Annotated in this window: 16 protein-coding genes and 2 tRNA genes; all 18 read left to right on the top strand. The window is 38.8% G+C overall.

What is annotated here, in order from left to right; genetic code table 11:
- The first annotated feature begins 94 nt into the window (after nucleotides 1-94).
- The 18 genes from H3T46_RS01080 (at nucleotide 95) to H3T46_RS01165 (ending at nucleotide 15,438) form a co-directional block, all read left to right on the top strand.
- On the top strand, nucleotides 95-382 hold the full coding sequence (locus H3T46_RS01080; RefSeq protein WP_110438938.1) for an HU family DNA-binding protein: 288 nt from the start codon (nucleotides 95-97) through the stop codon (nucleotides 380-382).
- Between the two features lie 89 nt (nucleotides 383-471).
- A tRNA-Val gene (locus H3T46_RS01085) sits at nucleotides 472-547 on the top strand.
- A gap of 72 nt (nucleotides 548-619) precedes the next feature.
- Nucleotides 620-697: transfer RNA gene (locus H3T46_RS01090), tRNA-Asp, on the top strand.
- A 207-nt stretch (nucleotides 698-904) separates the two neighbouring features.
- Nucleotides 905-1,270, top strand: coding sequence for an NADH-quinone oxidoreductase subunit A (ndhC, locus tag H3T46_RS01095; RefSeq protein WP_122123496.1), 366 nt, complete (start codon nucleotides 905-907; stop codon nucleotides 1,268-1,270).
- 38 nt (nucleotides 1,271-1,308) lie between these two features.
- Nucleotides 1,309-1,884 (top strand): NADH-quinone oxidoreductase subunit B family protein, encoded by a 576-nt coding sequence (locus H3T46_RS01100; RefSeq protein ID WP_155565358.1) that lies wholly within the window; start codon nucleotides 1,309-1,311, stop codon nucleotides 1,882-1,884.
- Nucleotides 1,877-2,545, top strand: a complete 669-nt coding sequence (locus H3T46_RS01105) for an NADH-quinone oxidoreductase subunit C (protein ID WP_347401003.1) — start codon at nucleotides 1,877-1,879, stop codon at nucleotides 2,543-2,545. Before H3T46_RS01100 ends, H3T46_RS01105 begins: the two co-directional genes overlap by 8 nt.
- Nucleotides 2,546-2,569: 24 nt before the next feature.
- Nucleotides 2,570-3,820 (top strand): NADH-quinone oxidoreductase subunit D, encoded by a 1,251-nt coding sequence (locus tag H3T46_RS01110; RefSeq protein WP_198197162.1) that lies wholly within the window; start codon nucleotides 2,570-2,572, stop codon nucleotides 3,818-3,820.
- Nucleotides 3,821-3,826: 6 nt separating this feature from the next.
- Nucleotides 3,827-4,462: an NAD(P)H-dependent oxidoreductase subunit E gene (locus H3T46_RS01115; RefSeq protein WP_155580337.1), complete on the top strand. Its 636-nt coding sequence runs from the start codon at nucleotides 3,827-3,829 to the stop codon at nucleotides 4,460-4,462.
- Nucleotides 4,456-5,778 carry an NADH-quinone oxidoreductase subunit NuoF gene (gene nuoF, locus H3T46_RS01120; RefSeq protein WP_155568028.1) on the top strand — a complete coding sequence of 441 codons (1,323 nt, stop codon included), beginning with the start codon at nucleotides 4,456-4,458 and terminating at the stop codon, nucleotides 5,776-5,778. The genes H3T46_RS01115 and nuoF overlap by 7 nt, the downstream gene beginning before the upstream one ends.
- Nucleotides 5,779-5,787: 9 nt before the next feature.
- Complete coding sequence (gene nuoG / locus H3T46_RS01125) at nucleotides 5,788-7,851, top strand: NADH-quinone oxidoreductase subunit NuoG (RefSeq protein ID WP_198197163.1); 2,064 nt, start codon at nucleotides 5,788-5,790, stop codon at nucleotides 7,849-7,851.
- 4 nt (nucleotides 7,852-7,855) lie between these two features.
- A complete protein-coding gene (nuoH, locus tag H3T46_RS01130) occupies nucleotides 7,856-8,881 on the top strand; it encodes an NADH-quinone oxidoreductase subunit NuoH (protein ID WP_198197643.1) in 1,026 nt (341 codons plus the stop codon).
- Complete coding sequence (gene nuoI, locus H3T46_RS01135) at nucleotides 8,881-9,369, top strand: NADH-quinone oxidoreductase subunit NuoI (RefSeq protein ID WP_110438946.1); 489 nt, start codon at nucleotides 8,881-8,883, stop codon at nucleotides 9,367-9,369. Before nuoH ends, nuoI begins: the two co-directional genes overlap by 1 nt.
- 76 nt (nucleotides 9,370-9,445) lie before the next feature.
- Nucleotides 9,446-10,180, top strand: coding sequence for an NADH-quinone oxidoreductase subunit J (locus tag H3T46_RS01140; RefSeq protein ID WP_198197164.1), 735 nt, complete (start codon nucleotides 9,446-9,448; stop codon nucleotides 10,178-10,180).
- Nucleotides 10,177-10,497, top strand: a complete 321-nt coding sequence (nuoK, locus tag H3T46_RS01145) for an NADH-quinone oxidoreductase subunit NuoK (RefSeq protein WP_110438948.1) — start codon at nucleotides 10,177-10,179, stop codon at nucleotides 10,495-10,497. The genes H3T46_RS01140 and nuoK overlap by 4 nt, the downstream gene beginning before the upstream one ends.
- A 4-nt stretch (nucleotides 10,498-10,501) precedes the next feature.
- Nucleotides 10,502-12,439, top strand: a complete 1,938-nt coding sequence (gene nuoL / locus H3T46_RS01150) for an NADH-quinone oxidoreductase subunit L (RefSeq protein ID WP_198197165.1) — start codon at nucleotides 10,502-10,504, stop codon at nucleotides 12,437-12,439.
- A gap of 26 nt (nucleotides 12,440-12,465) precedes the next feature.
- Nucleotides 12,466-13,890: an NADH-quinone oxidoreductase subunit NuoN gene (gene nuoN / locus H3T46_RS01155; protein WP_198197166.1), complete on the top strand. Its 1,425-nt coding sequence runs from the start codon at nucleotides 12,466-12,468 to the stop codon at nucleotides 13,888-13,890.
- Between the two features lie 18 nt (nucleotides 13,891-13,908).
- Nucleotides 13,909-14,664: a biotin--[acetyl-CoA-carboxylase] ligase gene (locus H3T46_RS01160; protein WP_198197167.1), complete on the top strand. Its 756-nt coding sequence runs from the start codon at nucleotides 13,909-13,911 to the stop codon at nucleotides 14,662-14,664.
- A gap of 3 nt (nucleotides 14,665-14,667) precedes the next feature.
- Nucleotides 14,668-15,438, top strand: coding sequence for a type III pantothenate kinase (locus H3T46_RS01165; RefSeq protein WP_198197168.1), 771 nt, complete (start codon nucleotides 14,668-14,670; stop codon nucleotides 15,436-15,438).
- Nucleotides 15,439-15,461: the final 23 nt, after the last annotated feature.

Consider the following 15,461-nt stretch of genomic DNA (forward strand, 5'->3'; position numbering starts at 1 on the left):
ACGTTCTTGAAAAGTGCTTCAATAGTTTAAGATATGGATGTAATATCCATTAGCAGTTAAATTTAGTCTGTGATTATTATAGAAAGAAAAAAGAATGGAAAAACCTCTAAATAAACAAGAACTTGTTGCCGCTGTTGCTGAAAAAACAGAATTGTCAAAAGCCAAATCAGGTGAGGTTATCGATGCAGTATTGAGTACTATTGAAGAAACACTTGCAAAAAAACAAGAGGTTCGCCTTGTAGGTTTTGGCAGTTTCGTCACTGCTCATCGTAAAGCAGCCAAAGGGCGTAACCCACGTACAGGTGAAGAAATCAAGATTCCAGCATCTACTTCAGTACGTTTTAAACCTGGTAAATTGTTAAAAGAAGCTGTTAGTAAATAATTTTAAAAAAAAGTTCATTTTTTTTGAAAAAATGACTGGACAACACAACGGCTTCAGTGTTAAGAAGTCGTTGTTCCGGTAAACGGAGCGGGCGATTAGCTCAGTTGGTAGAGCATCTCGTTTACACCGAGAGGGTCGGCAGTTCGAGCCTGTCATCGCCCACCATAAATTAATGTTTTATTAAATATTAATATTGACAAAATATTAAAGAGCTTTTAGAAAAGCTTCATATAATGCGCGGGTGTAGCTCAGTTTGGTTAGAGCGCCGGCCTGTCACGCCGGAGGTCGCGGGTTCGAGCCCCGTCACTCGCGCCATTTAATTTATAGTATAATGGCACAATAATAGAAAATCACTAAAATTTTCATCAAAATAATTTGTTCCATCAAATTTATTAAAATAATCAATAAAAATCAATATATTTAATATTAACAGTGTAATTCTTTTTTTTCTTTGATATAAAGAATTGAGTTCATTTTTGATAAATGATTTAATTTTCTATAAAAAATTAAAGAGTATTAGCCATGCAGGCAATTTTAAACAGTTATTTACCCGTGTTAATATTTGGGATTATTTCTTTAATAATTGCGGTTGCAATGTTGGGTGCGGCATTATTTTGTGCAAAACAAAAACCATATGCTGAAAAGATAACGCCTTATGAGTGCGGATTTCCGGCATTTGAAAATGCACGTCATATGTTTGACGTGCGCTATTATTTGGTGGGAATATTATTCACGATATTTGATCTGGAAATGGTGTTTCTGTTTCCATGGGCTTTGACCCTGTCTAAAACTGGCATGTTCGGTTTTTTCTCTATGGTTGTATTTCTTTTAGTCCTGACCATAGGTTTCGCGTATGAATGGTGCAAAGGTGCACTGGAATGGGATTAAGTAAAAATAAGTCCATTGTCGGTTAAAACGAGTAGATAATGAATATAAAAATAACAAATAAATCTGATCCTGATCAGATTTACTGGAATCAAGAAACGTTACCTCCTGGATCTGAACAGGATGCAGTTATTAAAGGAATAACGGGGGCAATTTCAAATAAAGGTTTTGTTGTTGCCAAGCTTGACCAATTAATCAATTGGGGAAGAACTGGCAGTCTTTGGCCAATGACTTTTGGATTGGCTTGTTGTGCTGTTGAAATGATTCATGCCTATATGCCACGTTATGACTTGGATCGTATGGGGGTTGTACCAATGGGATCGCCCAGACAGGCAGATGTCATGCTTGTGGCTGGTACGGTAACGAATAAAATGGCACCTGCTTTACGTCGATTATATGACCAGATGTCAGAACCAAGATGGGTTCTTTCAATGGGATCCTGCGCAAATGGTGGGGGATATTATCATTATTCCTATTCAGTCGTAAGGGGATGTGATCGTATTGTCCCTGTAGATGTTTATGTACCCGGGTGTCCGCCAACCGCTGAGGCATTGATTTATGGTATTATGTTGTTGAAAAAGAAAATCAAGCGTACAGGGACAATTCTTCGTGGTTAATTTTACAGAAAATTCAAAAAAAAGAACTTTAAGTCAAAAAGCAAATTTGCAGGCGATTGGCATGATGCTCATGTCTTCGTCAAATGGCGTTGCCAAGGCTGAGTTTGATCACGATGAACTAATCATATTGGTTAAACTCAACTGTTTGCTTGATGTGTTAATTCTGCTTAAAAATCATACCATTTGCAAATTCGAACAATTGATGGATTTGTGCGGTGTTGATTATCCCTACCGTCAAAAAAGATTTGATGTTGTCTATAATCTTTTATCTGTAACATTGAATCAGCGTATTCGTATCATTGTTCATACAGATGAAAAAGAACCGGTTCCCTCCGTTCATCATTTATGGAAAAATGCAACGTGGTGGGAACGTGAATGTTATGACATGTTCGGTGTATTATTTTCCGGACAGCCTGATTTGAGGCGCATTTTGACGGATTACGGATTTGATGGACATCCTTTGCGAAAGGATTTCCCTGTTACAGGATATGTAGAAGTTAGATATGATGCTGATCAAAATAAAGTAATTTATGAACCGGTCCATTTGACACAGGAGATGCGGGACTTTGATTTTGACTCACCCTGGGAAGGTATTGTAACACTTCCTGGTGACGAAAAGATTCATGAGAAGCGTCAAAATATTAAACCGTATTCTATATAGGATTAAACGGTAAAAGGATATTTGATGAGTGAAATTATACAAGAAGGGGTAACCGATAAAACATCACAGGTGAAATCTGAAATTTCTCAGAATATATCTCATGTTTTATCAGGTGATACGCACACGATTAATTTTGGACCACAACATCCTTCTGCTCATGGTGTGTTGCGTGTTGTAATGGAGTTAGAGGGTGAAGTTGTTAAAAGGGCAACTCCGCATATTGGTTTATTACATCGTGGAACAGAAAAATTACTGGAGCACAAGGCTTATCATAAGGGACTGCCTTATTTTGACCGTTTGGATTATGCCTCTCCAATGAGCGAAGAACATGCCTATGTTCTTGCTACAGAAAAATTGCTGGGGATTGATGTTCCCGATCGTGCAAAATGGATAAGAGTTCTGTTTGCCGAAATAACCCGTATATTAAATCATTTACTGAACGTGACTGCCATGGGTCTCGATTGTGGGGCGATGACACCTGCATTGTGGGCTTATGAAGAGCGCGAAAAATTAATGGAATTTTATGAAGGTGTATCTGGCGCCCGCTTTCATGCGAATTATTTTAGGCATGGGGGTGTGGCTAAGGATATGCCCGCAGGTATGGAAGAGAAAATTGGAAAATGGGTTAGAGATTTTCCAAAATTAATTGATGATATTGAAGGATTGTTAACAGAAAACCGTATCTGGAAACAGCGAACTGTTGGAATTGGAATCTGTACAACTGAAGATGCATTGTCATGGGGATTTTCTGGTCCATGTTTGCGAGCATCGGGAGTTGCATGGGATTTGCGGCGATCCCAACCCTATGATAATTATGATAAAGTTGATTTTAAAATTCCTGTTGCTCGGCAAGGGGATTGTTATGATCGGTATTTGATTCGTGTTGCTGAAATGCGCGAGAGCGCCAAAATAATTGAGCAATGCCTAAGCAAGATAAAACCTGGTCCAATTAAGACTGAAGATAATAAAATCTCACCTCCAAAACGCAAAGATATGAAACATTCAATGGAGGCATTGATTCATCATTTCAAACTTTATAGTGAAGGATTTCATGTTCCTGCAGGCACAACCTATACTGCTGTTGAAAGTCCAAAAGGTGAATTTGGGGTATATCTTGTGGCGGATGGCGGAAGCAAACCTTATCGTTGTAAAATACGTCCGACAGGTTTTTCGCATCTTCAAGCATTAGATGAATTATCCCATCGATATATGTTGGCTGACATGGTTGCAATTATTGGTTCGTTGGATTTGGTTTTTGGTGAAGTGGATAGATAGGGTGTAATGTCAGAAAGTAAAATGAATATTGAGCCATCTGACTTCACTTTTGATAAAGAAAGTGAAATGCAGATAGAGAAGGTGCTTGCAAAATATCCGACAGGGAGAAAAGCAAGTGCTGTTATACCTTTATTATATATCGTTCAAGATCAGATGAAACGTTTGACCAAAAGTGCTTGGGTGCCAAAGGCGGCCATGGCTGCTGTTGCAAAACGTCTGGAAATTTCTCCTGTGAGGGTATTTGAAATTGCCACATTTTATACAATGTTTAACCTCGAACCCATAGGGCAATATCATTTGCAAGTTTGTGGAACAACACCATGCTGGTTGAGGGGATCGGATGAAGTGGTTGAAGCCTGTAAAAAAGCGACAGGCATCAGGGAATTTGGTCAAACCAGTGAAGATGGATTGTTCACGCTTTCCGAGGTTGAATGTTTGGGTGCCTGTGCAAATGCGCCTATTCTACAGGTTGATCATGATTATTACGAAGACATGAATGGTCCAAAAACCATTGAGTTAATTAATGCATTGAGAAGAGGGGAAAAACCGCCTCCAGGATCTGCATTAAATCGTTTGAATTCGGCTCCTTTGCGTCAAGATCATTCCTTATCAGATAATTCAAAGGCCAAAAAACGATGCTAGAATCTAAAGACCGTATTTATGTCAATTTGCATGGTCAGGATGACTGGAAATTGGCAGGTGCTCGTAAACGGGGAGATTGGGATAATACAAAGGCTATTTTATCTTTGGGACGTGAAAAAATCGTCAAAGAGGTAATTGATTCAGGGTTAAGGGGACGTGGTGGCGCAGGTTTCTCTACAGGTCTAAAATGGTCGTTTATGCCCAAAGGGGATGGTCCCTTACCTCATTATCTGGTAATTAATGGGGATGAATCAGAGCCTGGCACTTGCAAGGACAGGGAAGTTTTACGTCATGAGCCTCATAAAATTGTTGAAGGTGCATTGCTTGCCTCTTTTGCGATAGGCGCGCATGTTGCCTACATATATATTCGTGGTGAATATTACAATGAAGCCAACAGACTGCAAGTTGCCATTGACGAGGCATATGAAGCGGGATTGATCGGTAAAAATGCCTGTGGTAGTGGTTGGGATTTTGATTTTTATATTCATCGCGGTGCAGGCGCATATATTTGTGGTGAGGAAACAGCCCAGCTTGAAAGTCTTGAAGGCAAAAAGGGGCAGCCGCGTCTGAAGCCACCTTTCCCAGCGGGTAAGGGATTATATGGTTGTCCGACCACGATCAATAATGTTGAAAGCATTTCGGTAACCCCTACAATAATGCGTAGAGGAGCCGCTTGGTTTTCAAGTATAGGGCGTAAAAACAATACTGGTCCAAAACTAATGGCGATTTCGGGTCATATTCAAACCCCCTGTGTATTTGAAGAGGCATTGGGATTGCCCTTGAAGGAAATTATTGAACGTCATGGCGGGGGTGTACGTGGTGGATGGGATAACCTTTTAGCTGTTATTCCGGGTGGTACGTCAATGCCCATGCTGAACAAGGAAGTGTGTGATACCGTTATAATGGATTTTGACGGTATGCGTGAAGTTGGATCCGGGTTGGGAACGGCTGGCATAGTTGTGATGGATAAATCAACGGATCTTATTAGGGCGATTACACGTATTTCTCAGTTCTATAAACATGAAAGCTGTGGTCAGTGCACTCCATGTCGGGAAGGATCCAATTGGGTGCTGAAGGTCATGAAGAGAATGACAGAGGGACGTGCAGAAATAGAAGAAATTGATATGTTGATGGATGTAACGAAACAGATTGAAAACACAACAATCTGTGCAATGGGTATGTCTGTTGCCTGGCCTGTGCAAGCATTAATTCGTAATTTCCGTCCAATGATGGAACAAAGAATTATGGATTATAAGAAAACCCATGGTGGTGCTGTTCAGGTCCAGGTGCCTGTTGGAACGCCGGTATTGGGATAGGAAGGAATTATGGTAAAAGTTATCGTTGATGGTATTCCTGTGGATGTTCCCAATGGTTCTTCAGTATTACAGGCCTGTGAGGCAGCAGGAAAGGAAATCCCTCGTTTTTGTTATCATGAAAAACTTTCTGTGGCTGGAAACTGCAGAATGTGTATGGTTGAGATAACCGGTTCTCGTAAACCTCTGGTTTCATCATGCTCACAGCCAGTAATGAATGGAATGCAGGTTTTGACTGACACAGAAATGGTCAGGGCAGCGCGTCGCAGTACGATGGAACTGTTATTAATCAATCATCCCTTGGATTGTCCTATTTGCGACCAAGGTGGTGAATGTGATTTACAGGACCAGGCAGTGGGTTATGGACGTGAATGTTCGCGATTCAGGGATGAAAAAAGGGCAGTTACTGATAAGTATCTCGGACCGTTGGTTCGCACTGTCATGACACGTTGCATTCAATGTACACGTTGTATTCGTTTTATGAATGAAATCGCTGGTACGGCAGAACTTGGCGGAATCAACCGGGGTACCAATCTAGAAATCACCCCCTTTCTTGAAGAGGGTATCAATACAGAACTTTCCGGAAATCTTATTGATGTTTGCCCTGTTGGGGCTTTAACGGCCAAACCAACCGCGTTCCGTTACCGTTCGTGGGAACTGAAAAATACTGATTCAATAGATGTGATGGATTCTGTGGGAACGAATATAACTTTACAAGTGCGAGGAAGTGAGGTTTTGAGAATTCTCCCCCGTCAAAATGATGATGTTAATGAAAGTTGGCTTGCTGATAAGGGTCGTTTCTCTCTGGATGGTTTGAAACGGCGGCGTCTGGATCGACCATGGATAAGGAAAGAAGGCAAACTTGTCGAAACTTCATGGAATGAGGTAGTCCAGGTTGTTTCCCAAAAATTAAAATCTACGAAAAAAGAGCGTATAGGCGTCATTGCAGGGGATTTATGTGATGCAGAAAGCATGTTCGCATTAAAAAATTTGATGAACGATCTTGGAGTCAGCAATTTAGATTGTCGTCAAGATGGGGCATATTACGATACCTCTTATCGTGGGCATTATGTTTTCAATAGTACGATTGCAGGAATTGAGCAGGCTGATGCTTTATTGATGATAGGTGCTTTTCCACGTCAAGAGGCACCTGTGTTGAATGCCCGTATTCGTAAAAGATGGTTGTCTCTTACCGAACAATTCCCAATTGCATTTATAGGTGAACTTATTGATGATCCTACGTATAAAATTGAGAATTTAGGAGAGGATCCAACTTTAATTGATTCATTGTTACGAAATGAGCTTGCCTTTAACAAAACTCTGAATAATGCGAAACGCCCAATGATTATTATTGGACATGGGGCATTGGTTCGTGAAGATGCAAAATTAATATTTGAAAAAACCTTGGCTTTGGCTCATAAAATTGGTGTGGTAACAGAAAATTGGAATGGATTCAATGTCCTTCATCATGCAGCCGCTCGTGTTGCGGGTCTGGATATGGAATTTTATCCTAAATCGGATTCACAAGATGCACGCTCGATGGTTACGGGTGGCACAGATCTTTTGTGGTTGCTTGATGCAGATGAAATTGATCTTTCAAAATTGGCTGCCGATTGCTTTGTGATTTATCAGGGACATCATGGAGATCAGTCTGCCAAACGTGCTGATATTATTTTACCTGGAGCCGCTTATACAGAAAAATCAGGTACTTATGTTAATACGGAAGGCAGAATTCAGCAGGGTAACAGGGCGATTTTACCTCCTGGAAATGCCAAGGAAGATTGGAAAATTATTTCAGAAATTGCCCAATCAATGAATATTGATCTTCCTTATTCCAATTTATATGAGTTAAGAACTTGCCTGGCACAGTCCTATCCTGTATTTAAGGAAAAGGGAGTAGTTAGAAACCAGATGTGTTCTTCCATAAATATTTCAGAAAAAAACATTGAAAAACAATCTTTTAGGGCGATTATTTCAGATTATTTCTTAACGAATTCAATCAGTAGAGCCAGCCTCACAATGCATGAATGTTCAAAAACACGTGGTGCCAATTCATCGGCAAAAGCTGCGGAGTGATGTCATGGAACATTTCTTTATTCATACATTACTCGGATCAGTTATCCTGATTATATTAAAAACACTGGCACTATTGGTTCCAATGCTTGTCGGTGTCGCTTATCTGACTTGGTTGGAACGTAAAGTTTTGGCTGCAATTATGCTTCGTAAAGGTCCGAATGTTGTTGGTCCTTTCGGTTTGCTGCAACCCTTTGCCGATGCGGTTAAAATGATTTTTAAGGAAACGATCATTCCTGCCAAGGCAAATAGGGTCTTGTTTTTTGTCGCGCCAATTCTAGTCTTTACATTGTCCCTATTCGCATGGGCGGTAATTCCCGTGAATGATGGTTGGGCTGTTGCAAATCTTAATATTGGTATCCTTTACCTATTGGCGATTTCCTCCTTGGGTGTTTACGGAACTTTGTTGGCCGGCTGGGCTTCGAATTCGAAATACTCTTTATTGGGGGCCATGCGTGCCACGGCACAGATGATATCATATGAAGTCTCAATTGGACTTGTTATCGTTTCCGTACTGTTGCTTGTTGGTAGTGCAAATATGAACGATATTGTCCTGGCACAAAAACATGTCTGGTTTTTCCTGCCAATGTTTCCCATGTTCATTATTTTCTTTATTTCATGTTTAGCTGAAACCAATCGTCCACCTTTTGATTTTTCAGTTGGTGAAAGTGAACTGGTGGCAGGTTTTTTTGTGGAATATTCCTCAATGGCCTTCGGATTATTTTTTCTGGCTGAATATGGTAATATGATTTTGATGTCTGCAATTACCAGCATCATATTTTTAGGTGGATGGTTGCCACCCTTTGATTGTGTGCCGTTTACCTGGATACCTGCACCTTTCTGGATGATAATTAAAGTTTTATTTTGTCTATTCTGTTTTATATGGGTAAGAAGCGCGTTTCCAAGATACCGTTATGATCAGTTAATGCGATTAGGCTGGAAAATATTCTTACCCTTTTCATTAATATGGGTTGTGCTTACCGCTGCGTTTGTAATGGTAACCGGCGTAGGGATATATGGAGGAGCTGGTTAATGGGTTTTATTGATAGAACCGCACGGTCTTTTTTATTATCAGAATTGTTGACTGGACTGGGAATAACACTACGTTATTTCTTCAAACCGAAGGCAACAATCAATTATCCTTATGAAAAAAGTCCTCTCTCACCACGGTTTAGAGGGGAGCATGCCTTGCGTCGTTATGCCAATGGAGAAGAGCGTTGCATTGCGTGCAAATTGTGTGAGGCAACGTGTCCGGCTGAAGCAATTACCATTGAGGCTGAAGAGCGGAATGATGGTTCGAGAAGAACTACCCGGTATGATATAGATATGACAAAATGCATCTATTGCGGGTTATGTCAGGAAGCATGTCCTGTTGACGCGATTGTTCAGGGACCCAATTACGAATTCGCCACTGAAACTCGGGAAGAGTTGATGTACGACAAAAGCAAATTATTGTCTAATGGGGATCAATGGGAAAGTGCCTTGGCATTAAGACTGGAGCAGGATGCTCCATATCGGTGAGGCAGGAAACATTTAAAATGAATAAATTAATTTATATATCGGGTCTTATAAAGATCTTTGATCAGGAATTAGGATAATGACACCGATTATTCTTTTCTATATTTTCGCAATAATTTTGCTACTATCAGCATCGATGGTTGTTTTTGTTCGAAATTCAGTTCATGCAGCCCTATTTCTAATTCTTGCATTCTGTAATGCCGCTGGATTGTTTATGCTGGCCGGTGCCGAATTTTTGGCTATACTTTTGATAGCCATATATGCTGGTGCAGTCATGGTTCTGTTTATGTTTATTGTAATGACAATGCAAATAGAGCTGGTCCAGTTAAAGGAAGGAATGCAACGTTACATGCCTGTGGGTTGTATCATTGTTTTTATTCTTGTCGTTGAATTTATTATGATTGCCATCCATTGGCATGTTGATCCTGAATTGATAAGCAGGGGTCAAAATTCTGCGTTGCATGATATTTCGAATACCAAAGCATTGGGGGATATTTTATATACGCATTATGTTTTGTTATTCCAGATTTGTGGATTAATCCTGCTTGTTGCAATGATCGGTGCAATTGTCTTGACCCTGCATAAAAATCTTAAAAACCGTAGACAGAACATTATGCGCCAACATATGCGCGAACCAAGCCAAACTCTGGAAATTCGTGATGTGCCCTTGAATAAAAGCATTCAGGATATTGGCGGTTTCCTTCGTCCCAAAGAGACTTATTATGGTGTTGCACAAGAGGATTCCTTCGGTCCAAAACCTGGTGATAAAACCGATATTACTGAAAAAAGACAACAAAGGGAGCAAATGAAATGAATATTTTAAATTCTGTGGGGCTTGCTCCCTATATGATTGTCAGTGGTATTTTATTTTCAATTGGTCTGTTTGGTATTTTTGCTAATCGGAAGAATTTAATTGTTATATTGATGTCTATTGAATTGATGCTTTTATCTGCAAATCTTAATTTAATTGCATTCTCTTCTTTATATAGCAATTTAACAGGGCAGATTATGGTTATGTTTAGCCTTACAGTCGCCGCTGCAGAATCTGCCATCGGACTTGCCATTATTATGGTATTTTATCGTAATCGTCGGTCGGTGGAAGTGCAAGATACGATGATGATGAAGGGGTAAAGAAATGACATCATCATTATTTATTACAGCTGTTATCTCACCCTTGGCTGGTTTTTTATGCGCAGGGTTAATGGGGCGGATAATCGGTGATTCATTTGCGAAGTTTATTTCTATTCTTGGAATGTCCATATCGGTTACATGTGCATGGCTTGTAACTTGGCAATTTTTTGCCAATCATATGGATAGTCAAGTTGTTCATTTTATGGAGTGGATCAATGCCGGTAATTTTCATATTAACTGGTATTTGAAACTGGACAGTTTGTCTGTTGCCATGTTGACGATGGTATCAAGCATATCCTTGTTAATCCATATCTATAGTATGGGATATATGTCGCATGACACGATGCCAACTTATCGTTTTTTTGCATATTTATCTTTATTTACATTCAGTATGATTGCCTTGATTACCTCTAACAATCTGGTTCAATTGTTTTTTGGCTGGGAAGGGGTAGGTTTATGCAGCTATTTACTTATTGGATACTGGTATATGCGTCCAGCAGCTATATCAGCCGCAATCAAGGCTTTTGTTGTAAATCGTGTTGCGGATCTATTTTTTCTCGTAGGCATTAGTTTGCTTTTTATCACGACCGGTTCGGTTTTTTATAATGAAATATTTCAAAAATTACCTGATTTAGTTCAACTGCATTATCATTTATTGGGTTTTGATTTCCAGATATATGAATTTATTGCATTCCTGCTATTTGTCGGGGCCATGGGAAAGTCTGCCCAATTGTTTTTTCATGTATGGTTACCGGATGCAATGGAAGGACCAACGCCAGTTTCCGCACTTATTCATGCCGCAACTATGGTGACAGCAGGTGTATTCTTGATGGCAAGAATGTCACCCCTGGTTGAATTGGCTCCACATGTTAAGATATTCATTATTGTTATAGGATCATTAACAGCATTATTTGCCGGTTCTGTTGCTTTAGTACAATCAGATATTAAGAAATCCATTGCTTATTCAACTTGTTCTCAGCTTGGATATATGTTTGTCGCAGTTGGTGTGGGAGCCTATCAAATTGCAGTATTCCATTTAACGACACACGCTTTTTTCAAGGCATTGTTGTTTCTTGGTGCGGGATCAGTGATTATCGCGCTTCATGATGAACAGGATATGTTCAAGATGGGTGGATTGTATAAAAAATTACCTTTAACTTGCATATTGATGTGGATAGGCTGTCTAGCATTGGGTGGAATATATCCATTTGCAGGTTACTGGTCAAAAGATGCCATTCTGGAAGCTGTTTGGGCAACCCAATCTTCCTTGGGATATGCGGCTTGGGTTGTATTGTTATTGACTGCGTTTCTTACAAGCCTATATAGCTGGCGGATGTTGTTTCTTGTGTTCCATGGAAAACCAAAACATAAGGAAAATTATGATCATGCAAAAGAATCTCCTTTCTCTATGACTTTACCCATGATCATACTTGGTGTTTCATCAATTATTGGAGGCATTATCCTATATCCTTATTATATAGGTTCTCAACAAGTTATATTTTGGGATGGGTCAATTGTTAATGTTTCAGATAATTTGCATATGATTATTGAACAACATACACCTGCAATTATTGCATCAATGCCACTTATACTTGGTATACTGGGTATTTTAATCGCTTATTTATGTTATATTGTTAATCCGAATATCCCTATATCATTAGCTCAGTCAATGAAGGGGTTTTACCGTTTTCTATTAAATGCATGGTATTTTGATAAACTTTACGATGTAATAATTATCCGTCCTTATGCAGCTTTGTCTAAGGCATTATGGAAAATTGGTGAAAAAGATATTATCCAGGAATTTCCTGTCATACTGGCGCAATTTACAAATCGTTCTGCCAAAGGGATATCCTGGATTCAAAATGGTTCTTTTGCTTTATATGCTTTTACCATGGCAATTGGGTTGGTGGTTATCGTCGCCACTTTCCTGATCTATCAATGATATTAAGTTAAGTCAGGATAAATCCGATGAATTGGACGCTTGCTATTCCAGAAATTGTATTAACAATTGGTGGTCTTATTATATTGTTATTCGGGGCGCTGCAAAAAAAGGAAAATTCCTTTTTTCCCTCTGCCATTTTTTCCACGGCAATATTTATTGCCGCGGGATTTTTAACGTTAACCAATGCAAATGGGTTGGCATATTACGGGTTATTTGTAAATGATGAATTTTCCCGTTACATGAAATTGCTGGTTCTTATTGCAGGTTTATTAACAATTATTTTGTCCTTGGATTTTAATAAAAAAAATAAAACAACATATTTTGAATTTATAGCGTTGATCATTTTTTCCACGGTCGGTGCAATGGTTATGGTCTCCTCCAATAATCTTATGAGCTTGTATCTTGGACTGGAGTTATCTTCGTTATCTTTATATATTTTATGTGCAATTGATCGTAACAATCCGTTATCAGCTGAATCTGGGATAAAATATTTCATTTTGGGATCAGTCGCGTCTGCAATTTTACTTTATGGTATTTCAATGCTTTATGGCGCAGCTGGAAGTATGGAATATAACAATGTTCATAAAGCCATCGCAGCGGTAAATTATAATAATATGGGTTTTGTCGTGGGACTGGTTTTTGTTTTAATCGGAATATGCTTTAAAATTTCTGCAGTGCCTTTTCATATGTGGACACCGGATGTTTACCAAGGTGCTCCAACGCCTGTTACAACCTTTCTTTCGACGTCGCCAAAATTTGCAGCTTTTGCATTATTTTTACGGTTGATGTCGGGGCCTTTTGGAACCCTATCCTATCAATGGCAGTTTTTGATTGAAGTTATATCATTGTTATCCATAATTATTGGAAGTATTGGTGCTATATCTCAATTAAATATTAAAAGAATGATGGCTTATTCTTCAGTTGCACATATGGGATATGCAATGGTTGGATTAGCCGCAGGAAATTCAAATGGTGTTTTGGGAACTATCATTTACTTGACAACTTATCTTTTCATGAATGTCGGAACTTTTGCCGTGATTACATCTATGACGCGAAAAGGTAAGGTTGTAGAAAACATTAATGATTTGGCCGGACTTGGTAAAAGTGATCCGGGCATAGCGGTTGCTATGGCAATTTTCATGTTTAGTATGGCAGGTGTTCCGCCACTTGCAGGATTCTTTGGTAAATTTATGGTTTTTTGGGCAGCTATTCAGGTACATTTATATGTACTTGCAATAGTTGGAATTGTTGCCAGCGTTTTAAGCGCTTTTTTCTATCTTAGGATTGTCAAGATCATCTTCATGGATAAATCTCATGGACAACTTGATCATCGTTCATTATCAATTTCTTTTATGTCCTTTGGTATGAGCGCGTTAACGGTAATTTTTATCATATTTATGGGTCCAATGATGCATGTTGGACGCATTGCAGCTAAATCTTTGTTTAATTAATCATTCAAGTGTCTAAACGTGGAAAAAAGAAGGTTCTGGAAATTTGAACATTATTCCACGTTATCGTCTACCAATGATCACTGCATTGAGATGGCCAGATCAGGACATAAAACAAATCTGGCTGTTTTGGCTGACTCTCAGTCATCACCACGGGGAAGCCGTGGGCGCAAATGGATCGAACATCAGGGTAATTTAGCCTTTTCTTTATTATATTGGCCAAGATCATCAAATATAAAATTGAATTGGATTCCGTTTGTTGCAGCATTATCTCTTTATGATGCTGTAAGATTTTACAGCAAAGTCGATCATGAATTATTTATTAAATGGCCTAATGATCTATTGTATAAAAACAGGAAAATTGGTGGAATTCTAATTGAAAGCAATATTTCCAAGACCAGTCAATTAGAATGGTTGGTTATGGGTTTTGGTGTCAATATCAATAGTTATCCTGATTTGAATAGAAAATTGGGTTGTTTAAAAGATTTTGTAACTAAACCACCCTTAGCAAAAGAGTTATCAAAGAAAATTATATATTATTTTGATTACTGGATAAATTTTTTAACAAATGACCAAGAAAAAATTATACGTGAGGCATGGATAAAGAAATCAATACCTTTAAATTCAAAATTAACTGTAAATTTACAGCAAAATAGTTGGGAAGGAATTTATTGTGGTATTGATGAACATGGGTTACTATTATTACAAACTGTAAAGGAAATGCGAAGTTTCTCTACGGGTGAAGTTTTTTGGTTAGATAATTCTCAGGATTGTTAAAGCGTGTTAATGGTCATTGATGCGGGCAATACTAATGTTGTATTTGCTATACATAATGGTGAAAAATGGGTGGGTTCATGGCGAATGAGTACAATTCCCAACCATACATCAGATGAATACGCCGCGACATTATTTATTTTACTGCAAGCATGTGGGATAAAAACTGATCAGATTGACAACATTATCATTGGTACTGTTGTTCCCCCGATTTTATATCAATTGAGATTATTGTGTCGACAATGGTTTGGCGTCGAACCTCTTATCGCTTCATCTGATCTGGATTGGGGATTCAAAATTTTAATTGATAACCCTCATGAAGTGGGTGTTGATCGTTTGCTAAATGGCCTAGCAGCTCATACTCTATTTGGGGGTCCTTTAATTGTTGTGGATCTAGGGACAGCCACAACATTTGATGTTATTGATGAAAAAGGAAATTATTGCGGAGGAATTATTTCTCCCGGTCTTACTTTATCTTTGGAATCTCTACATAAAGCCGCAGCTCGACTACCAAAGATCGGTATAACGAAACCTATTTCCGTGATAGGTAAAGAAACAGTTAACGCAATGCGATCAGGTATATATTGGGGATATATAGGTCTTATTGAGGGTATCATAAAAAGGATTGGAGCCGAAGCTAATTGTTCCTATCGCGTTATAGGAACAGGCGGATTGGCATCCTTATTGGCAGAAGGTACCGATATTTTTGAAAAAATTAGTCTGGAATTAACTTTAGAAGGTTTAAGATTGCTTGCAAATCGTAATAAAACATCATAGTAAAAATAATAAAAAGGATAAAC

It is taken from the genome of Commensalibacter sp. M0133, assembly GCF_016101485.1.
Taxonomy (GTDB): domain Bacteria; phylum Pseudomonadota; class Alphaproteobacteria; order Acetobacterales; family Acetobacteraceae; genus Commensalibacter; species Commensalibacter melissae.

Bases quoted from the DNA above. Each gene is read 5' to 3' on its own strand.
- nuoK (WP_110438948.1), top strand. From the start codon at position 10,177: ATGAATATTTTAAATTCTGTGGGGCTTGCTCCCTATATGATTGTCAGT.
- nuoL (WP_198197165.1), top strand. From the start codon at position 10,502: ATGACATCATCATTATTTATTACAGCTGTTATCTCACCCTTGGCTGGT.
- H3T46_RS01110 (WP_198197162.1), top strand. From the start codon at position 2,570: ATGAGTGAAATTATACAAGAAGGGGTAACCGATAAAACATCACAGGTG.
- nuoN (WP_198197166.1), top strand. From the start codon at position 12,466: ATGAATTGGACGCTTGCTATTCCAGAAATTGTATTAACAATTGGTGGT.
- ndhC (WP_122123496.1), top strand. From the start codon at position 905: ATGCAGGCAATTTTAAACAGTTATTTACCCGTGTTAATATTTGGGATT.
- nuoF (WP_155568028.1), top strand. From the start codon at position 4,456: ATGCTAGAATCTAAAGACCGTATTTATGTCAATTTGCATGGTCAGGAT.
- nuoG (WP_198197163.1), top strand. From the start codon at position 5,788: ATGGTAAAAGTTATCGTTGATGGTATTCCTGTGGATGTTCCCAATGGT.
- H3T46_RS01115 (WP_155580337.1), top strand. From the start codon at position 3,827: ATGTCAGAAAGTAAAATGAATATTGAGCCATCTGACTTCACTTTTGAT.
- nuoH (WP_198197643.1), top strand. From the start codon at position 7,856: ATGGAACATTTCTTTATTCATACATTACTCGGATCAGTTATCCTGATT.
- H3T46_RS01140 (WP_198197164.1), top strand. From the start codon at position 9,446: ATGACACCGATTATTCTTTTCTATATTTTCGCAATAATTTTGCTACTA.
- nuoI (WP_110438946.1), top strand. From the start codon at position 8,881: ATGGGTTTTATTGATAGAACCGCACGGTCTTTTTTATTATCAGAATTG.
- H3T46_RS01100 (WP_155565358.1), top strand. From the start codon at position 1,309: ATGAATATAAAAATAACAAATAAATCTGATCCTGATCAGATTTACTGG.
- H3T46_RS01080 (WP_110438938.1), top strand. From the start codon at position 95: ATGGAAAAACCTCTAAATAAACAAGAACTTGTTGCCGCTGTTGCTGAA.